Consider the following 17,416-nt stretch of genomic DNA (forward strand, 5'->3'; position numbering starts at 1 on the left):
CCCGGCCCGTCCCGGGCCAGGCTTGGTGCGTCCGGCTCGCGGGGCGCTCAGGCGCGTGCGGCCACTTCGGCCTGCAGATCCTTCTTGGACAGCTTGCCCACGGCCGTCTTGGGCAGCTCGTCACGGGCTTCCATGGCCTGCAGCATTTCGTGCTTGCCGAGGTAGTCGGCCAGGAAGGCCTTCATGGCTTCGAGCGTGGGCCGCGGCGCGCCCGGCTTGAACTTGATGAAGGCCTTGGGCGACTGGCCGCGGTAGGCATCGGGGATGCCGATCACGATCACCTCCTCGACGGACGGATGCCGGTAGATCGCCTCCTCGATGTTGCGCGGATAGACGTTGAAGCCACCGCAGATCAGCATGTCCTTGGTGCGGTCCACGATGTAGACGAAGCCGTCGGGCGTCATGTAGCCGATGTCGCCCGTGCGCAGATAGCCGTCGGGCGTGAAGGCCTCGGCGGTGGCGTCCGGCCGGTTCCAGTAGCCCGCCATCACGTTGGGACCGCGGATGCACAACTCGCCATGCTCGCCCTCGGGCAGGTCGTGCTGATCCTGCAGGTCGATCACCTTGACGTCCACCCCGGGCACGGGAATGCCGCACGAGCCCGGCCGGTAATGGCTGAAGCCGGGCGAGGCGGTGGCCATGGTGCAGGTCTCGGTCATGCCCCAGCCCTCCTGCAGGCGGCACTGGGCCATGCGCACGAAGGCCTGGTAGACCTCGGCCGCGATCGGCGCGCCGCCCGAGTTGCAGAACTTGAGCGAGGACAGGTCCAGCCGGCCGATGTCGGGATGGCCGACGAAGGCCACGTACATGGTCGGCACGCCGAGGAAGACCGTGGTCTTGCGCTCGACGAACTCGCGCAGCGTCGCCTCCAGGTCGAAGCGCTGGTGCAGCGACAGCTCGGCGCCGATGGAGAGTCCGAACAGCAGGTTGACCACCAGCGCGTAGATGTGGAACAGCGGCAGCACGGCCAGAAAGCGCTCCTCGCCCTCCGCCAGCGTGCCGGAGCCCACGAGCGTGTGCCACACCTGCGAAACCGCGGCGCTCAGGTTGGCGTGGCTGAGCATGGCGCCCTTGGGCTGCCCGGTGGTGCCGCCGGTGTACTGCAGCACGGCAATGGCCTGCGCGATGTCCGCCGGCACATGCGGCTCGGCCAGGGGCTCGGCGGCCAGCAAGGCCGCGAAGGCGACACGCGGGCCGGGTTGCAGCGGCGCCAGCGCGGCGGCGTGCGCAAAGTCGTCTGCGTGCGCCACGACCAGCGTCTGCAGCAGCCCGTCGTGGACGATGGGCGCCATCTTCTGCAGCAGCTCCGGCGCGTCGAAGGTGATCATCAGCCGGGTGCGGCTGTCCTCCACCTTGTGCCGCAGTGTCTGGCCGGCGTCGAGCGGCGAGTAGTTCACCACCGTGCCGCCGGCCTGCAGCACCGCGAAGAAGGCCACGATGTACTGCGGCACGTTGGGCAGGTACAGGCCGACGTGGACGCCGGGCCGCACGCCCAGCTCGCGCAGGCCGCCGGCCACGCGCCGCACATGCTGCGCCAGTGCTGCGTAGTCGAGCACCGTGTCGCCCTGGCGCACGGCGACGCGGTGCGGCCACCGGCGCTCGGCGTCGCCCAGCAGCGCCGTGAGCGCCGTCAGATGCAGGGGCGCGCTCCAGCTCGCGCCTTTGGGATAGCTACCCAGCCAGGGGCGGGACGTCATGGCGTCAGAGCCCCGCCGGCCGCTTCATGTCGCACTGATTGGGCACGGCCAGCGCGCTGACCGGCGTGAGCGATTCCGCGACGAAGCCCTGGTGGGTGCCGTCGAAGCCCTTCTTCACCGCCTTGCCGTCGACGGGATGATTGGCATAGACGTACTGCGGCGCCATGAACTGATGGTCTTCCTTGCGCACGCTGACGTCGCCGAGGATGGACTTGTACGAGATGCCTTCGAGCGCCGACGCGATCTGCTTCGGATCGGTGGAGCGGGCCTTGCGCACGCCCTGGGCCAGCAGTTCGGTGGCGGTGGACAGGCGCACGAGATAGAAGGCCTCCTTGTACTTGGCCTCGAACGCGCTTTCGAGCTTGGCGGCCGTGGGGTTGTCGGCGCCGGGGAACCACTCGCCGATCATGTTGAGCCGCACCGTCGGTGCCGCGTCCAGCGCGATCATGGTCGACTTGTTGGCGCTGCTGTGCGTCAGGATGCGCAGCTTGTAGCCCGAGTCGCCGGCCGCGCGGATCATCAGCGCCATGTCGTTGCCCCAGTTGCCCGACACCACGGTGTCGGCGCCTGCGGCACGCATCTTGGCGATGTAGGGGGCGAAGTCCTTCACCGTGCCCGTGGGGAAGAAGTCCTCGCCCACGATCTGGATGTCGGGCCGTGCCTCGGCCAGCAGGGTCTTGCCGAAGGCCGTCCACTGCCGGCCGAAGCTGTAGTCGGGATTGAGGAAGTAGACCTTCTTGATCTCCGGCGTCTTCTTGACGAAGTCGGCATACGCCTTCATCCGCATCGTCACCTGCGCCTCGGTCATGAAGTGCCAGAAGGAGCAGTTCTTGCCGACCAGATCAGGATCGATGCCGCCGAAGTTGAACACCAGCACCGACTTGTCGGGATTGCGCTCGTTGTTGCGGTTGGCGGCCGTGATGACGGCCGAGACGGTGGCCGAGCCGCCGCCGATGAACACGGCCTTGACCCCCGCCCCCACGGCGGCCTGCAAGGCGGCCTGGCTTTCCTGCGTGGACAGCTTGTTGTCGAAGGCCAGCACCTCCAGCTTGACGCCATCGATGCCACCGGCGGCGTTGATGGTGTCGGCCGCGAACCGCAGATGGTTCTCGAAGATCTTGCCGACGTCGGCCATCGGGCCGCTCAGCGGGTCGATGAGCGCGATCTTGAGGGTCTGCTGCTGCGCGTGGGCGCCGAGGGCGCAGGCGAGCGCAAAGCCCGCTGCCGTGGTCTTGAACATGCACTTGTCTCCTGGGGATTTCAGTCCGGCAGGACCGGACCGCATGCAGTGTCGGAGCAGGCTGCGCCGCGTCTCAGTCAATTGAGCGACTGCCTGGCCGCACGCAGGTCGCCTGGGCGACTGGGCTGAGCCGCTGCTGACCGCGCACCCCGGGCGGCGCAGGCCCGCCCGCATAATCCGCCGCCATGCCACTGCCGCCCCCCGGGGCCGATGCCGACGCCGCCCCGCCGGGCGCGCCCGCCCGGCCCGAATCCCTCGCCGACCTCTTCTTCTCCTTCACCATCCTCGCGCTGCAGGGCTTCGGCGGCGTGCTGGCCGTGGTGCAGCGGGAGCTGGTGGAGCGCAAGCGCTGGCTCACCAAGGAGCAGTTCATCGAGGACTGGGCCGTGGCCCAGGTGCTGCCCGGGCCCAATGTCATCAACCTGGCGCTGATGCTGGGCGACCGCCATTTCGGCCTGCGCGGCGCCATCGCCGGCCTGGCCGGCATGCTGGTGCTGCCGCTCGCTGTCATCCTGGTGCTGGCCGTGCTGCATGCCCACTATGCCAACGACCCGCGCGTGGCCGGTGCGCTGCGCGGCATGAGCACCGTGGCCGGCGGCGTGATCGCCGCCACTGGCGTCAAGCTGATCCCGTCGCTGCGCGCGCATCCGCTGGGCTTCGCGGCCGGCGTGGGCATCGCGGCGCTGGTGTTCGTGCTGATCGCGCTGGCCCGCGTGCCGCTGGGCGGCGTGCTGCTGCTGGTGGGCGGCGGCGCCTGCGTGTGGACCTTCACGCGGCTGCGGCCCTGAGGCGGCGCGGCCATGAGCATCACCCTGCACTGGCACGACTGGCTGAGCCTGCTCGGCCAATACATGCTGCTGTCGCTGATGGCGGTGAGCGGCGCCATCACCACCCTGCCCGACATGCAGCGCTACCTGGTGGCGCAGAAGGGCTGGCTGGACCCGGTGCAGTTCAACGCCTCGGTCGCCATCGCCCAGGCCGCGCCGGGGCCCAACATTCTGTTCGTGGCCCTGATGGGCTGGAACGTGGGCCTGAACGCCGGCGGCGGCATCGGGGCCGGCCTTCATGCCTGGCTGCTCGGCCTGCTGGGCGTAGCCACCACCATGACGGGCATCCTGCTGCCCAGCAGCGTGCTGACGCTGCTGGCCACGCGCTGGGCGCACCGCAACCGCACCCATCGCGGCGTGCGGGCCTTCAAGCAGGGCCTGGCGCCGGTGGCGGTCGGCCTGCTGGTGGCCACCGGCTGGGTGCTGGCGCGCAGCAACGAGGTCGAGGGCCATGCGCACTGGCCGGTCTGGCTGCTGGCCGGCGTGGCCGGGCTGATCGTGTGGCGCACACGGGTGCACCTGCTGTGGCTGCTGGGCGCCGGCGCCGTGCTGGGGGTGCTGGGCGTCTTGTGAGCGGCGGTGTCCTGCTCCCTCTCCCCTTGCGGGAGAGGGCTGGGGAGAGGGGGCCGCGGCACGGGCGCGAGGGCGGATGGGTGCGGCGGGCTCCCCCCTCTCCCCCAGCCCCTCTCCCGCAAGGGGAGAGGGGAGATCGCCCCGGCCTGGGCTGAGGGGACAATGGCGCCCGACCGCCCGACCGCCCGACCGCCCGACCGCCCGACCGCCCGACCGCCCGACGCCCAGCCGCGGTCCCTCTCCGCCCGCCCTACCCTGTTGCCCGCACGATGACCGACACGCCCGACCCGATCCGACTCAACAAGCGCATGGCCGACCTGGGGCTGTGCTCCCGGCGCGAGGCCGATGCCTGGATCGAGCGCGGCTGGGTCAAGGTCAATGGCCAGGTGGCGGCCATGGGCGTCAAGGTGGGGCCGGCCGACCGCATCGAGGTCGACAAGCGCGCCCAGGGCCAGCAGGAGCAGCGCGTCACCATCCTGCTGCACAAGCCCGTGGGCTACGTCAGCGGCCAGGCCGAGGACGGCCACCAGCCCGCCGTGACGCTGGTGCAGCCGCGCAACCACTGGCGCGGCGACGGCAGCCGCCAGCGCTTTGCGCCCGACCAGCTGCGCGGCCTGGCGCCCGCCGGCCGGCTCGACATCGACTCCGTCGGCCTGCTGGTGCTGACGCAGGACGGCCGCGTCGCCCGCCAACTGATCGGCGAGGACTCGGACATCGAGAAGGAATACCTCGTGCGCGTGAGCTGGCCCATGGGCGGCCAGGAACGCACGACGGACGTGCAGTCCGTCTTTCCGCGCGAGCAGATCGCGCGCCTGCGCCACGGCCTGTCGCTCGACGGCCAGCCGCTCAAGCCCGCGCGCGTGGACTGGCAGAACCCCGAGCAGTTGCGCTTCGTGCTCAAGGAAGGCAAGAAGCGCCAGATCCGCCGCATGTGCGAGGCTGTCGGCCTGCGCGTGGTGGGCCTCAAGCGCATCCGCATCGGCAACGTGGTGCTGGGGCAGCTGCCGCAGGGGCAGTGGCGCTACCTGGGGGCGGACGAGCGGTTCTGAGCGGCCGCCAGACCACGGCCTGCAGCCATTGCCGCGCGCACCGCACCCGTCGTGCGTGCAGCTTTGGCGGTTAGCGCAACCGCCGCACGTTGTCGTCGATGCGGCGCTGGATCAGCGCCAGGGTGTCCGGCGCAATCAGGCCCGGGAACCATTGCCGCGCCGACTGCGCGAAGCCGCTGGCCACGGCAGCGATGCGCGCGATCGTTTCGCTGGCCTGCGTGCGCGACAGCTCTGCCTCCTGCTCGCCGAGTCGCAGCAATGCCGCGCGGCCGATGTCCAGCGCCTCGCCCATCACGTCCATCTGGTGGTAGCCACCGGGGCCTTCGCAGAAGGTCACGTCGAAGGCCGGTGCCAGTTGCCAGTGCCCACGCGCCGAGAGGCGGTAGGCGAAGTTCTTCGGATGGTCGTCCCGGTTGTGGAAGGCGACATTGAAGACCACGCGCTCGTAGGCGCGCGTGCGCTCGCGGACATCGTTGGTGCACAGCAGCGTGGCGCGCAGAAAGGTTGCGGCATCGAGCGCACCGGGCGTACGGAAGTCGGCACCGGTGAAGGCAGCCAGGCTCTGGATGGGCACGCGCAGGCCCGCCTCGCGGTCGAAGCGCCGGCTGCCGAATGCGGCCTGCCCGCCGGGCAGCGCGAAGTGCTCGGTGGCCGGCGCGTCGATGCCGCAGTGACGCAGCGCCTGGGCATAGGCCGCCTCGATGGCGCAGACCTCGGCCGGCTCGTGCTGCGCCGGAAACTTGACGAGCCACGGATCCAACCCCGGCGCGTCGGCCGTGCTGAAGGTGCCCGTGGCGGGCTCGCGGTACAGCAGCACCTTGGGCCGCGCGCCCTGCGGCGAGCCACCCACCTGCAGCAGGCGCTGGAGGAAGGCGCCGCCTTCGCCACGCTGCACCTCCTGCACCTCCGCCGCGAGCTGGCCCAGCAGCACCTGGCCCGGCAGGGTCTCGGCGTCTGCCGCGGGCGGCTCGAAGGAGAGCGCGCCCATGGCGCTGCGGCCGACGTACGCCAGCCGCTCCAGCGGGCCGATGCGGGCCGGGTTGAGGCCGCGCCGCTTGAACAGCCGGTCCATCAGCAGCAGGCCCCAGCCGTCGGGCAATGCGTCGTACACCGGGCCGGGCAGCCCCAACTGGTGCGCCGGAAAGCCATGGCGCAATCGCGGCCCCTTGAGCGGCAGCGTGTGGGCCGACAGCTCCAGCCCGCGACGCAGGGCCTCGTCGCTGTACTCGAAGGCGATCAGCGGCCGGCCCGTGATGGCGGTGGAGGACACCAGCGAGCCCCAGTGCCAGCGCTCGCCCCAGCCTTCGTACCAGACGTCGATGCGCTCAGGCATCGCCGGCCTTCCGTCGCACGCGCTGGCGTTTGGCGCTGCCCTCGTAGCGCGCGATGTCGTGCAGGCTCTCCAGCCGCGGCTGGAACAACGCCGCGAGTTCCTCGCGCCGGCCCAGGACGATGGCGACGCGCACCACGTTCTCGAAGGCGGTGCTGCGACCGGCCTCCAGGTTGGAGACGGTATTGACCGCCACGCCGGCGCGTGCCGCCACCTCGGCCTGGGTCATGCCCTGCGCCAGCCGTTCGGTGCGCAGCCGGGCGCACAGGGTGCGGGCGATCTCGGCGGGAGGGCTGAGCGTCAATTCCATTATGTTGGGTTTTAAACGTTGATTTTTCGTCTAAGACCCATTCTGCAGGATTTATTTCTCGAACACCTGTCCGCGAGGTCGAGCACGGACGGCATACAGATCAGCCTGCCTTAAGTCGCCCCGCCCAGCATCCGCGCGCACAACGACGACCGCGGAGACACCCCATGCGCGCCCTGCTGGTGGAAGACGACGAGATGATCGCGGCCAGCCTGCGCCAGGGCCTGGCGCGCGAGGGCTGGTCGCTGGACTGGGCGGCCGACGGGCTCAGCGGCGAGCGCGCGCTGGCCGATGGCGCCTATGCCTGCGTGCTGCTCGACCTGGGCCTGCCCGGGCAGGAGGGCACCACCCTGCTGCGCCGCGCCCGCGCCCGCGGCGACCGCACGCCGGTGGTGGTGCTCACCGCCCGCGACGGCCTGGACGACCGCGTGGCCGGCCTGGACCTGGGCGCCGACGACTACCTGCCCAAGCCCTTCGCGCTGCGCGAGCTGCTGGCCCGCATGCGCGCCGTGGTGCGGCGACAGGGCGGCGCGGCCCAGCCGTGCATCGGGACGCCGCAGCTGCAGCTGGACCTGGCCACGCGCGAGCTGCATCTGCCAGATGGCCGGCGCGAGCCGCTGAGCGCGCGCGAGTTCGCGCTGATGCACGCCCTGCTGGAGCGCCCCGGCGCCGTGCTCGCGCGCGCCCAGCTGGAGCAGCGCCTCTACGGCTGGGACGACGAGGTGAGCAGCAACGCGCTGGACGTGCTCATCTACGGCCTGCGCCGCCGACTGGGCGCCGACGCCATCCGCAACGTGCGCGGCCTGGGCTGGCGCGTGAGCACCCAGGCGCCCGGGACGCCGGGCGCTCCCGCCAACGGCCTGGCCCACGCGGCGCCGCCGACCTCCGGCCATGGCCGCGACTGAGACCGCGCCGCCGATGCGCCCAGCGCCCTCGCTGGGCCGTCGCCTGGTCGGCTGGCTGGTGCTGCTCCACGTGGTGGCGGGCCTGCTGGCCACCTGGGGCGCCTATGCGGTCTATGGCCGCATCATCGAAGGCCTGCGGGACGAGCAGATGCGCTCGATGGCCGAGTCCTATGCCGGCCGCCGGCATGTGCGCGAGCTGCCCACGGTCGACGCCGACGCCATCGCGCGGCGCGGCGCCCTGGTGGTGCAGCTGTGGACGTCCGACGGCCAGCGGCAGGAGGCCGCCTCCGCCGAGCTGGCCGTGCCCTTGCAGGCCACGCCCGGCTTTGCCGAGCTGCGCACGGGCCCGCGGCCCGAGCAGCGCTGGCGTGTCTACACCGCGCCGGCCGACGGCGCCGACCGGCTGCGCGTGCAGGTGCTGCAAAGCCGCGCCTTCCGCCAGCAGCGCTCGCTCACCCGGGCGCTGGCCGAGGGCCTGCCGATCCTGGCGCTGCTGCCGGCCGCGCTGCTGCTGCAGTGGCTGGTGGTGTGGCGCGCCTCGCGCTCGCTGAGGGCGGTGGCGCGCGAGGTGGCCGCGCAGGACGAGCGCAGCCCGCGCGGCATGCCACCCGAGCGCGTGCCGGCCGAGATCCGGCCGCTGGTGCAGGCCTTCAATGCCGTGCTGGGCCGGCTGCGCGCCGCGCTGCAGGCGCAGCAGCGCTTCGTGGCCGATGCGGCGCACGAGCTGCGCACGCCCTTCACCGCCATCGGCCTGCAGCTGGACAACCTGCGGCCCCATATTCCCGACGGCCCGGCCCGGCAGGGCTTTGCGCAACTGGAGGCCGGCGTCTCGCGTGCGCAGCGGCTGCAGGCCCAGCTGCTGCGCCTGTCGCGGCAGGAGGCGGCCGAGCCGCTGCAGCCCGAGACCGTGCCCCTGGTGCCGCTGCTGCGCGACGCCGTGGCCCAGTTCACCGAGATGGCCGAGCAGCGCCACGTGGACCTGGGCTTTCTCGCCGCGCCCGAGCTGCAGGCGCTGCAGCGGCAGGGCTCGCCGGTGGAGCTGCGCAGCCTGTTCGACAACCTGCTCGACAACGCCGTGCGCCACAGCCTGCCGGGTGGCTGCGTCGACTTGGTGCTGCATGCGCTGCCCACGGGCGCCGCCGTGGTCGACGTGGTGGACGAAGGCCCCGGCATCGCCGAGGACGTGCTCCCCCGCGTGTTCGACCGCTTCTACCGCGCACCCGGCGCGGCGGCCGGCGGCAGCGGGCTGGGCCTGGCCATCGCCGCCAGCGTGGCGCGCCGGCACGGCCTGCGCATCGAGCTGCAGAACCGCCGCAGCACCGAGCGCCGCAGCGGCCTGCGCGCCCGCGTGCACCTGGGCGACATGCCGTCGCCGTCTCATTCCCAACTCAGAAACGCCACCTAGAGTGGCCCCAGGCGGGTCCGCCGGCCAGCATGGCGCAGCCGGCGCGCGACCCACCCTGTTGTTGTGAACGAGGAGATCGACATGCGCGCACCTGCAACCTTCCGCCTGGCCGCCGGCCTGGCACTGGGCACTGTTCTGGCCACCGGCACCGTGGGCGCCTGGGCCCAATCCGCCTGGAACGGCGGCGGCAGCGAGGCCATCGGCCAGTCCACCGGCATGGCCCCGCTCAGCTCGACGATGTCGCGCGACGAGGTCAACACCGGCGCCATGGCCGCCGCCCATCCCGTGGGCACCGAGGCCGTCGGCCAATCGACCGTGATGCCCGCCCTGCTGCAACCGGGCGACGGCAGCCGCGCCCAGGCCGATGCCATTGCCGCCGCGCACCCAGCCGGCACCGAGGCCATCGGCCAGTCGACCTCGCTGCCGCTCAACTGAGCGCCGCTGCGCGCGCCGCCGGTGCCCTGGCGCCGGTCGGAACGCCTGCCCCGTCCGGCCGATTCGCGCCGCGACAGGGGGGTTGATAATCCGCCCACCGCCCCCAAGCTTTGGGGGCGTTTCCGTTTTTGGGCGGCATTTCAACCACTTAGCAGCACCACATGAGCAAGAACACCCATTCCTTCCAGGCCGAAGTGGCCCAGCTCCTGCACCTGGTCACCCACTCGCTCTACTCCAACAAGGAGATCTTCCTTCGCGAGCTGATCTCCAACGCCTCCGACGCCTGCGACAAGCTGCGCTTCGAGGCCCTGGACAACGCGGCCCTGTATGAAGACGCGCCCAACCTCGAAGTGCGCGTCGCCTTCGACAAGAAGGCCCGCACCCTGACCATCACCGACAACGGCATCGGCCTGTCGCAGCAGGAGGCCATCGACCACCTGGGCACCATCGCCAAGAGCGGCACGCGCGAGTTCATGAGCCGCCTGTCGGGCGACCAGAAGGCCGACGCCCAGCTCATCGGCCAGTTTGGCGTGGGCTTCTATTCGGGCTTCATCGTGGCCGACCGCATCGTGGTCGAGTCGCGCCGCGCCGGCCTGCCCGCCGACCAGGGCGTGCGCTGGAGCAGCACCGGCACCGGCGACTTCGAGGTCGAGACCATCACCCGCGACAAGCGCGGCACCAGCGTGATCCTGCACCTGCGCGAGGACGCCGACGAGTTCCTCAACGGCTGGAAGCTCAAGCAGGTCATCAGCAAGTACTCGGACCACATCTCCCTGCCCATCCTGATGGAGAAGGAAGAGTGGAAGGAAGGCGAGGACGACAAGGGCGGCGAGATGGTCGCCACCGGCGAGTGGGAGCCCGTCAACAAGGCCAGCGCCCTGTGGACCCGCACCAAGAAGGACGTCACCGAAGAGCAGTACGTCGAGTTCTACAAGAGCATCAGCCACGACTACGAAGCGCCGCTGGCCTGGAGCCACAACCGCGTGGAAGGCAGCACCGAGTACACGCAGCTGCTGTACATCCCGGCCAAGGCGCCGATGGACCTGTGGAGCCGCGACAACAAGGGCGGCCTCAAGCTGTACGTGAAGCGCGTGTTCATCATGGACGAGGCCGAGGCGCTGCTGCCCTCGTACCTGCGCTTCGTGAAGGGCGTGATCGACTCCGCCGACCTGCCGCTGAACGTCAGCCGCGAGCTGCTGCAGGAAAGCCGCGACGTGAAGGCCATCCGCGAAGGCAGCACGAAGCGCGTGCTGTCGATGCTGGAAGACCTGGCCAAGAAGGCCGCCGCTTCTGCTGCGCCTGCCGCCGAATCGCAAGCCGCCGACGGCGTGACCGACGTGGTCGACAAGAAGGAAGGCGAACCGGCCGACGCTGATGCCGCCAAGGCCAGCGAGGACGCTGGCAAGTACGCCAAGTTCTATGCCGAGTTCGGCTCGGTGCTCAAGGAAGGCCTGGGCGAGGACTTTGCCAACCGCGACCGCATCGCCAAGCTGCTGCGTTTTGCCTCGACCACCAGCGATGCCGCCACCGTCTCGCTGGCCGACTACAAGGCGCGCATGAAGGACGGCCAGGAAGCCATCTACTACATCACCGCCGACACCCTGGCCGCCGCCAAGAACAGCCCGCAGCTCGAAGTCTTCAAGAAGAAGGGCATCGAGGTGCTGCTGATGACCGACCGCGTGGACGAGTGGGCGCTGTCGTACCTGACCGAGTTCGACGGCACGCCGCTGCAGAGCGTGGCCAAGGGCGCGGTGGACCTGGGCAAGCTGCAGGACGAGACCGAGAAGAAGGCCGCCGAAGAGGCCGCCGAAGCCTTCAAGCCCGTGCTGGAAAAGCTGAAGGCCTCGCTCAAGGACAAGGCCGAGGATGTGCGCGTGACCACCCGCCTGGTCGACTCGCCCGCCTGCCTGGTCGTGCAGGAACACGGCATGAGCACGCAACTGGCCCGCATGCTCAAGCAGGCCGGCCAGAAGGCCCCCGAGGTCAAGCCCGTGCTGGAAGTGAACGCCGAGCACCCGCTGGTCAAGAAGCTGGAGCGCGACGAGGCGCACTTCGATGATCTGGCGAACATCCTGTTCGACCAGGCGCTGCTGGCCGAGGGGGGGTTGCCGGAGGATCCGGCGGCTTATGTGCGAAGGGTGAATGCGTTGTTGGTTTGAGGCTGTCTCGTATTGCTTCATAAAAAGAGCGCCTGAGGCGCTCTTTTTATTCTTCGAACAATTAAAGCCACGTCAATTTTCAACGTCCACTAACCGCGCCGGCCTCGCTTAAAAGCGAGAATTTCAGCAACTCGCACGGAAGCGATGGATTCAACTGCCGACGATGGAGCCGTTCGGCTGGTCCTTAAAGTTGCCAGCTCAACGACTTGCGCCGGGTTAGAAAAATAAGTGTGATCGAGACCACAAAGCTGGACTACATCGTTCGCGGACAAGCCCAAAAACGGGGAAACTCGGTCTAAAGGCACAATACCTTCCCGTACTAGCAAGTCCACGGTCCTCTTTAACAACCGAGGCTTCTCCGGTGCCCAGCCATCGTCGCCCGGCTCCGCCTTTACACCCCAACGAGCTGAGCGGCGCTTGAACAGCGTAAGTTTTTCATCGTCGTCGAGAAGCCCCAGGAAGTGCAGCCGCATTAGCATTGCACCAACTGATACGCCCCAGCGCTGCTTCAGAATCAAAAGATTATCGAGATTAATCGGTATACGGACGTCGCTCGCAAACGTTTGGGCAGGAAGCAAGAGTGCACCGGCAAATTGGTGTGCTTGCCGCTCCATGAGTTTGTAGCGCACTTTGTCTTCGGGTTTCTGCTCCATCCGCTTGTGCAGGATAAGATGCCCGATCTCATGTGCCAAATCAAATCGGCTGCGAAATCCATTCGCCTTATCGGCAGCGAGATGAATAAGTGGCCGTCCTTCTAGCTCCGCGCTCCAGCTAGATAAGCCCTCCACTACGGCAACTTCCGTTTCTTCACGAAATACGATGATCCCAGCGCCCTCTGCGGCAAGCATGAGATCCTGAATCGGTGCACGTCCGAGTTGCCATAGTTCACGACACTCTTCCGCAGCAGCCTCGATATCTGATTTGCGAATCTGCTCCGGCTCGGTGAAGCTACGCTCTGGCAAATTCAATTCAGGGTAGTCCACATGCTCGGACAGAAGCGCCGCCACCTCCTGTCCCCATTCTGTCCGCGCGCGCAACTTCGCGAGACCAGCCTTAAGTGCTGCCGAATTTTTCCTATAGAGTGGACTGGTAATTGATTTTAAGATTGGCCGCGTCAACCACTCCGGGTGCAGGTTAAGAACACTAGCGAGCCGCTCGAACGTCTCAGCCTCGGGCGATTGATCGCCTTTGCACCACTTTGTGACTGTGGACGCGCTTACGCCTACCAGACTTGCCAATTGCCCTTTGGTCAAATTTCTGGCAGAAAGAGCCTGCTCCAATCTCGCAGGCTGGAGATCACGGATTCCCGCTGTCATCTTCGGTTCCCGTTTTCTTCTTTCGTGTAGTCGTTTTGAGTTTTGGCATTGCCTTATCAGCTTGACCGCTGGGCAAGCCACGGTCGTACACTTTCAAAAATTCCTTCATGGTTTTCAAATACAACCATGAATCCAAAGTAGGCGATGGCAAAGCGACCATGCAGTGCGTCAGTTGCGCCAAGCCGTTTTCATCTTGACCATCCATCACTCCCAAGACAAACAAAGTTGCCGCAGCGATATCTTGGGGCTCGGCGAACAAGTCAGCTTGGACGTATTTACGTTGAATTTGTTCGTTCAGTTCCGCCAACGACGCGCGGGTAGAGCTACGTCGCAAATTAGTCCATTTATGGCCAGGAACGTTCAACCGACTAATATTGAAGATGCCGAGGCGTCCAACAACCAAGCCCGTGCTGCGGAGGGGAGCAGGCTTTGCTCCATGAGCTTCGAGGGCCTCATGGAAAGTCTCGTTGTTGTAGAAGTGCTTGATTGACCCGACGGCCGAGCGCTTGTGCCCTCGAGCAAACTCACCCGCGCGCAGACGGGCCTTTCTGTCCCCGTCGAAGTAGGCGTCCTCAAACGCCATGAACGCATCTCGCGGTACATGTCGTGCGATGAGTTTTTCCAGAGCTTTCTGACTCTTGGTGTGATGCAGGCCCATACGCCGAATCGCTTCCATCTGATTGCGTCAGACCCGAATCTACCATCAAAAAGTTTCGTGTCGAGCACATCTAAAGACCTTTTCTGTCGGTCAGTCGTGTAACGACCGCTGGCCGGCCTAATGAAGCAGGGAAACTGCCTATGCGGCCCGTCACCCAGCCTTCCCTGGCCTCCACGGAATCATCCCCAGCATGTGGTCCGCTACGCCCCCATCCACCGTCAGCGCCTGCCAAGTCACATAGGCGGCACCGGGGCTGGTGATCAAGGCGCCCACATCTTCGGCGGTGCCGATGCAGCCCAGGGCACCAAGGCGCGGCGGGCCTGGTGGGTGGCGTCGTCCCTGTAGACGGCCTCGGTCAGCGGGGTGCGGATCATGCCGGGGCAGACGGCGTCGACGCGGATGCCGTCGGCCGCCAATTCCTGCGCCAGCTGGCGGCAAAGGAAGCTCCATATCCCAACATTGGCGCCTGATGTCAGCTATAACTGACGAAATTGGGGTTCAATCCTATGATGCCAGTTATGACTGACAAAATCAGACTACCTGACGAACTTGGACGCCAGCTGCGCACACACCGCGAAGCGCTCGGCATGAACAAGTCCGAACTTGCCGAAAAGGCGGGCAAGGTTCGCGAAGTCATCTACCGGCTCGAAGCGGGCGAAGACTCCACGGTGTCCTCCCTTCTGGCCGTGTTGGGCGCACTCGGTCTGGCACTGCGGCTGGAACGGTCCGGGCTGCCCTCTGCCGGGGAAGTCGCAGCGCGATTCCAGGACGACGACGATGCTCCCTGAAAAGATTCGCCTGCTGGACGTCTCCATCGGAGAAGCTGTCCACGCAGGACATTTGCTGCGGACGTCGACGTACGAGTTTCGCTACCTGTCGCCGGAGCCGGAGCAGCCAACCGTGGCCCTGCTGATGCCGCCCAGCGAGCGCCTCACCTGGCAGGACGGCGACCTGTTTCCGCCCATGGATCAGAACCTTCCCGAAGGCGACTTGTTCATGAGGATCCGCGCGCTGTTTCCCAAGCAGCCCATGACGCCCATGCACATGCTGGCGCTGGTCGGGCGCAACGGAATTGGGCGGCTCGGGTACAGCCTGCCGGATCAGGCTCAGCCCGCTTTGCCACGCACGCTGAGCAAGCAAGAACTGCTGCGCACCCAGTACACGCCAGAGGTGTTCAGCGAGCTGGTGGCAGCCTACCTGAGCACGGGCGCGGGCATTGCAGGCATGCAGCCCAAGATCATGGTGCCGGACCGGCCGACCGTGCCCATCCCATCGCTCATCGTCAAGGCGGCGAGTCCTGCCTACCCCGGATTGGCAGCCAATGAATATCTTTGCCTGACCGCTGCGCGGCGCGCCGGCATCGATGTGCCGTCGTTTGCTTTGTCCGACGACGGGCAGATGCTGGTCCTGGACCGCTTCGACCTGGTCGTCCACGCGGAGGGCCCCGTGGAGCGGCTCGGCTTCGAGGACATTGCGGCGCTGGCGGGGCTGCGCGTGCGCGACGTTCTGTCGGACCGCAAGTACCAGGGCAGCTACCAGCGGGTCGCCGAGTTGCTGCGCCAGGTCCAGCTTCACAGCAGCAACCTGCATCGCTTCTTCGAGCAGGTGGCTTTTTCCATCATGGTCCGCAACGGCGACGCGCACCTCAAGAACTTCGGGTTGCTCTATCGCTCCCGCGAAGAGATGTGGCTGGCGCCCATGTTCGATGTCGTCACGACCTCCATCTACAAGTACGCCCGCTCGCCGGGTGGACCGGAGTTGGAGGACCGCACCCTTGCGCTGAAGCTGTTTGCGGGCAAGCACCAGACCAAGGCGTATCCGACGACCGATGAGTTGGTGGACTTTGGCCGCCGGGTATGCGGTGTTGCGCAGCCCGCCGAAGTGTTGGTCCGGATCGCAGAGGCCATGCGCGCGACGCTGGAAGAGGCCAAGGGCGACACGCGCGTGACGGCGGCGCTGCACAAGCAACTGGCGCAGGCTTGGGAAGAAGGACTCGCGTGCGCCCGATAAACGCGGCGCGCCTTCGCCGGTGCCGTCGCGCTGGACGGGCCTCAGCGCGCGCTGCTAGGAGTCGGCGCAGCCACTCGGTGCCCTCCCGCCCTTACCGCACCGAATTCGACAGCATCACTCCAGTTTTTTCCGGAAATATTTAACGCCCAAACTCTCTGGCGTTTTTGGTATGCCCTTTCTGATGAAAAGCAATGCAGAGAATAGGCCCCAGCATGCCTATCAACTGCAAATTCAAACTGGACAAACGTGAACTGTCTTCACTGCGATGCGAAGGCGTCGGCGAGTTCGCCGCGTTTTCGGGCAGGGACGGAATTTCAAAAAACAATCCGGACTACTCCGACCGGGCAGGCGTGGGTCCCCTCCCAGTAGGAAGGTATTACATCGTTGACAGAGGCAGCGGGGGGTTCTTCTCCAGGCTCTACACATCCGCCGTCGACTGGGTCAACGACAACGACCATTCCATGTGGTTCGCCTTGTACCGGGACGATGGAAAGGTCGACGACGAAACTTTTGTGAATGGTGTCCGCAGGGGAAATTTCAGACTACACCCGCATGGCCGTCTGAATATCAGCGAGGGGTGCATCACACTTTCCGACAAAGCTGCGTTCATCCGGCTGCGCAAGAGCCTGCTTGCGACCGTCCGCATGCCGATATCCGGCGGAACGGGTTTCGCGTACGGCGTTGTCGAGGTGACCGAATGAAGATCTTGGCCCGCGCAGCCGTGCGTGCGTTATTGGCCGCTCTGCTTTTCATTTGCGCATGGCCAGCGGGCGTCCTCGCCAGCGCATGGTTGATTTATCGATCAGACAGCACCTTTTACGGTTGGCTGCGAATCGTGGAATGGCTGGACATTTTCGGACTGATGCACTATATCGGCGTGGAAGAGATGGAATTCACGGTGATCAATTCACTGGTCATTCTCTGGCTTCCTGTTTCGGTGTACCTCGCCTTCCGGTTTTACGGCTGGCTTGAAAAATTTCGCTAAACCCAAAGGAAAAATCAATGGCCTCGGATATCTTCCTGAAAATAGACGGCATCACCGGTGAATCGCAGGACTCCAAGCATCTCGGAGAAATAGACATCACGTCGTGGAGCTGGGCGGTTCATCAAGAGGGACGAATGATGAGCGGCTCGGGTGGCGGGGCGCCAAAAGCGACGGCCCATGACATGGAGCTGATCCACAACATTGATCGAGCGTCCCCTGGGCTGATGACGGCCTGCTTTGCCGGCCGGCGGTTCGCCCAAGCCGTCTTGACGCTCAGAAAGGCAGGGGGCCTTCCACTCGACTTCATGAAAATCACGCTTTCCGACGTACTCATCACCAAGGTGAGCCCATGCGGCGGCGGTGGCGGTCATTTCGAACAAATCCACCTGTCCTTTGCCAAGATCAGGCAGGAATCCCTGATGCAGAATGCATCCGGAGGCAGCGCAGGGAGCGTCGTCGGCAGCTTCGATATCAAGAACAACGCGGTGGCGTGACGCGATGGCCATGGCATTCGCAGCCC

General features: G+C 66.8%; 19 protein-coding genes. 12 read left to right on the plus strand and 7 right to left on the minus strand.

Going from position 1 to position 17,416, the window contains the following annotated elements; translation table 11 throughout:
• Positions 1-47: 47 nt before the first annotated feature.
• Both L0984_RS08330 and L0984_RS08335 read right to left on the minus strand, forming a co-directional pair.
• A complete protein-coding gene (locus L0984_RS08330; RefSeq protein ID WP_234193240.1) occupies positions 48-1,697 on the minus strand; it encodes a long-chain-fatty-acid--CoA ligase in 1,650 nt (549 codons plus the stop codon).
• 4 nt (positions 1,698-1,701) lie between these two features.
• Complete coding sequence (locus L0984_RS08335; RefSeq protein WP_234193241.1) at positions 1,702-2,937, minus strand: branched-chain amino acid ABC transporter substrate-binding protein; 1,236 nt, start codon at positions 2,935-2,937, stop codon at positions 1,702-1,704.
• 185 nt (positions 2,938-3,122) lie between these two features.
• Here L0984_RS08335 and L0984_RS08340 point away from each other — a divergent pair, with 185 nt between their 5' ends.
• The 3 genes from L0984_RS08340 (at position 3,123) to L0984_RS08350 (ending at position 5,386) form a co-directional block, all read left to right on the plus strand.
• Positions 3,123-3,725, plus strand: coding sequence for a chromate transporter (locus tag L0984_RS08340; protein WP_234193242.1), 603 nt, complete (start codon positions 3,123-3,125; stop codon positions 3,723-3,725).
• 12 nt (positions 3,726-3,737) lie between these two features.
• Entirely contained in the window at positions 3,738-4,337 is a 600-nt protein-coding gene (locus tag L0984_RS08345; protein WP_234193243.1) for a chromate transporter, read from the plus strand.
• 269 nt (positions 4,338-4,606) lie between these two features.
• Positions 4,607-5,386, plus strand: coding sequence for a pseudouridine synthase (locus L0984_RS08350; protein WP_076507259.1), 780 nt, complete (start codon positions 4,607-4,609; stop codon positions 5,384-5,386).
• Between the two features lie 70 nt (positions 5,387-5,456).
• On the opposite strand, the gene L0984_RS08355 is transcribed toward L0984_RS08350, so the two are convergent.
• Entirely contained in the window at positions 5,457-6,719 is a 1,263-nt protein-coding gene (locus L0984_RS08355) for a type II toxin-antitoxin system HipA family toxin (protein ID WP_234193244.1), read from the minus strand.
• Positions 6,712-7,026 carry a helix-turn-helix domain-containing protein gene (locus tag L0984_RS08360; RefSeq protein ID WP_234193245.1) on the minus strand — a complete coding sequence of 105 codons (315 nt, stop codon included), beginning with the start codon at positions 7,024-7,026 and terminating at the stop codon, positions 6,712-6,714. Before L0984_RS08360 ends, L0984_RS08355 begins: the two co-directional genes overlap by 8 nt.
• Before the next feature lie 164 nt (positions 7,027-7,190).
• Between L0984_RS08360 and L0984_RS08365 the strand changes: the two genes are divergently transcribed.
• From L0984_RS08365 to htpG, 4 genes are all read left to right on the plus strand, one after another.
• Positions 7,191-7,928 carry a response regulator gene (locus tag L0984_RS08365; RefSeq protein WP_234193246.1) on the plus strand — a complete coding sequence of 246 codons (738 nt, stop codon included), beginning with the start codon at positions 7,191-7,193 and terminating at the stop codon, positions 7,926-7,928.
• On the plus strand, positions 7,915-9,333 hold the full coding sequence (locus tag L0984_RS08370; RefSeq protein WP_234193247.1) for an ATP-binding protein: 1,419 nt from the start codon (positions 7,915-7,917) through the stop codon (positions 9,331-9,333). Before L0984_RS08365 ends, L0984_RS08370 begins: the two co-directional genes overlap by 14 nt.
• 81 nt (positions 9,334-9,414) lie before the next feature.
• Positions 9,415-9,768, plus strand: a complete 354-nt coding sequence (locus L0984_RS08375) for a hypothetical protein (RefSeq protein ID WP_234193248.1) — start codon at positions 9,415-9,417, stop codon at positions 9,766-9,768.
• Positions 9,769-9,929: 161 nt separating this feature from the next.
• Positions 9,930-11,927: a molecular chaperone HtpG gene (gene htpG, locus L0984_RS08380; protein ID WP_234193249.1), complete on the plus strand. Its 1,998-nt coding sequence runs from the start codon at positions 9,930-9,932 to the stop codon at positions 11,925-11,927.
• Between the two features lie 89 nt (positions 11,928-12,016).
• On the opposite strand, the gene L0984_RS08385 is transcribed toward htpG, so the two are convergent.
• The 3 genes from L0984_RS08385 to L0984_RS08395 form a co-directional block, all read right to left on the minus strand.
• Positions 12,017-13,243, minus strand: a complete 1,227-nt coding sequence (locus L0984_RS08385; RefSeq protein ID WP_234193250.1) for an XRE family transcriptional regulator — start codon at positions 13,241-13,243, stop codon at positions 12,017-12,019.
• On the minus strand, positions 13,224-13,919 hold the full coding sequence (locus L0984_RS08390) for a hypothetical protein (RefSeq protein WP_234193251.1): 696 nt from the start codon (positions 13,917-13,919) through the stop codon (positions 13,224-13,226). The genes L0984_RS08385 and L0984_RS08390 overlap by 20 nt, the downstream gene beginning before the upstream one ends.
• Before the next feature lie 242 nt (positions 13,920-14,161).
• The gene (locus tag L0984_RS08395; protein WP_234193252.1) at positions 14,162-14,317 is read right to left on the minus strand and encodes an SDR family oxidoreductase; all 156 of its coding nucleotides are present in this window, start codon (positions 14,315-14,317) and stop codon (positions 14,162-14,164) included.
• 102 nt (positions 14,318-14,419) lie between these two features.
• Here L0984_RS08395 and L0984_RS08400 point away from each other — a divergent pair, with 102 nt between their 5' ends.
• From L0984_RS08400 to L0984_RS08420, 5 genes are all read left to right on the plus strand, one after another.
• Entirely contained in the window at positions 14,420-14,689 is a 270-nt protein-coding gene (locus L0984_RS08400; RefSeq protein ID WP_234193253.1) for a helix-turn-helix domain-containing protein, read from the plus strand.
• Positions 14,679-15,911, plus strand: coding sequence for a type II toxin-antitoxin system HipA family toxin (locus L0984_RS08405; protein ID WP_234193254.1), 1,233 nt, complete (start codon positions 14,679-14,681; stop codon positions 15,909-15,911). Before L0984_RS08400 ends, L0984_RS08405 begins: the two co-directional genes overlap by 11 nt.
• A gap of 212 nt (positions 15,912-16,123) precedes the next feature.
• The gene (locus L0984_RS08410) at positions 16,124-16,612 is read left to right on the plus strand and encodes a DUF2778 domain-containing protein (RefSeq protein ID WP_234193255.1); all 489 of its coding nucleotides are present in this window, start codon (positions 16,124-16,126) and stop codon (positions 16,610-16,612) included.
• Positions 16,609-16,896, plus strand: a complete 288-nt coding sequence (locus L0984_RS08415) for a hypothetical protein (protein WP_234193256.1) — start codon at positions 16,609-16,611, stop codon at positions 16,894-16,896. Before L0984_RS08410 ends, L0984_RS08415 begins: the two co-directional genes overlap by 4 nt.
• Before the next feature lie 17 nt (positions 16,897-16,913).
• On the plus strand, positions 16,914-17,390 hold the full coding sequence (locus tag L0984_RS08420; protein ID WP_234193257.1) for an Hcp family type VI secretion system effector: 477 nt from the start codon (positions 16,914-16,916) through the stop codon (positions 17,388-17,390).
• The last annotated feature ends 26 nt before the right edge of the window (positions 17,391-17,416 follow it).

The organism is Pseudacidovorax sp. NFM-22, assembly GCF_021401245.1.
Classification (GTDB): domain Bacteria; phylum Pseudomonadota; class Gammaproteobacteria; order Burkholderiales; family Burkholderiaceae_C; genus Xenophilus.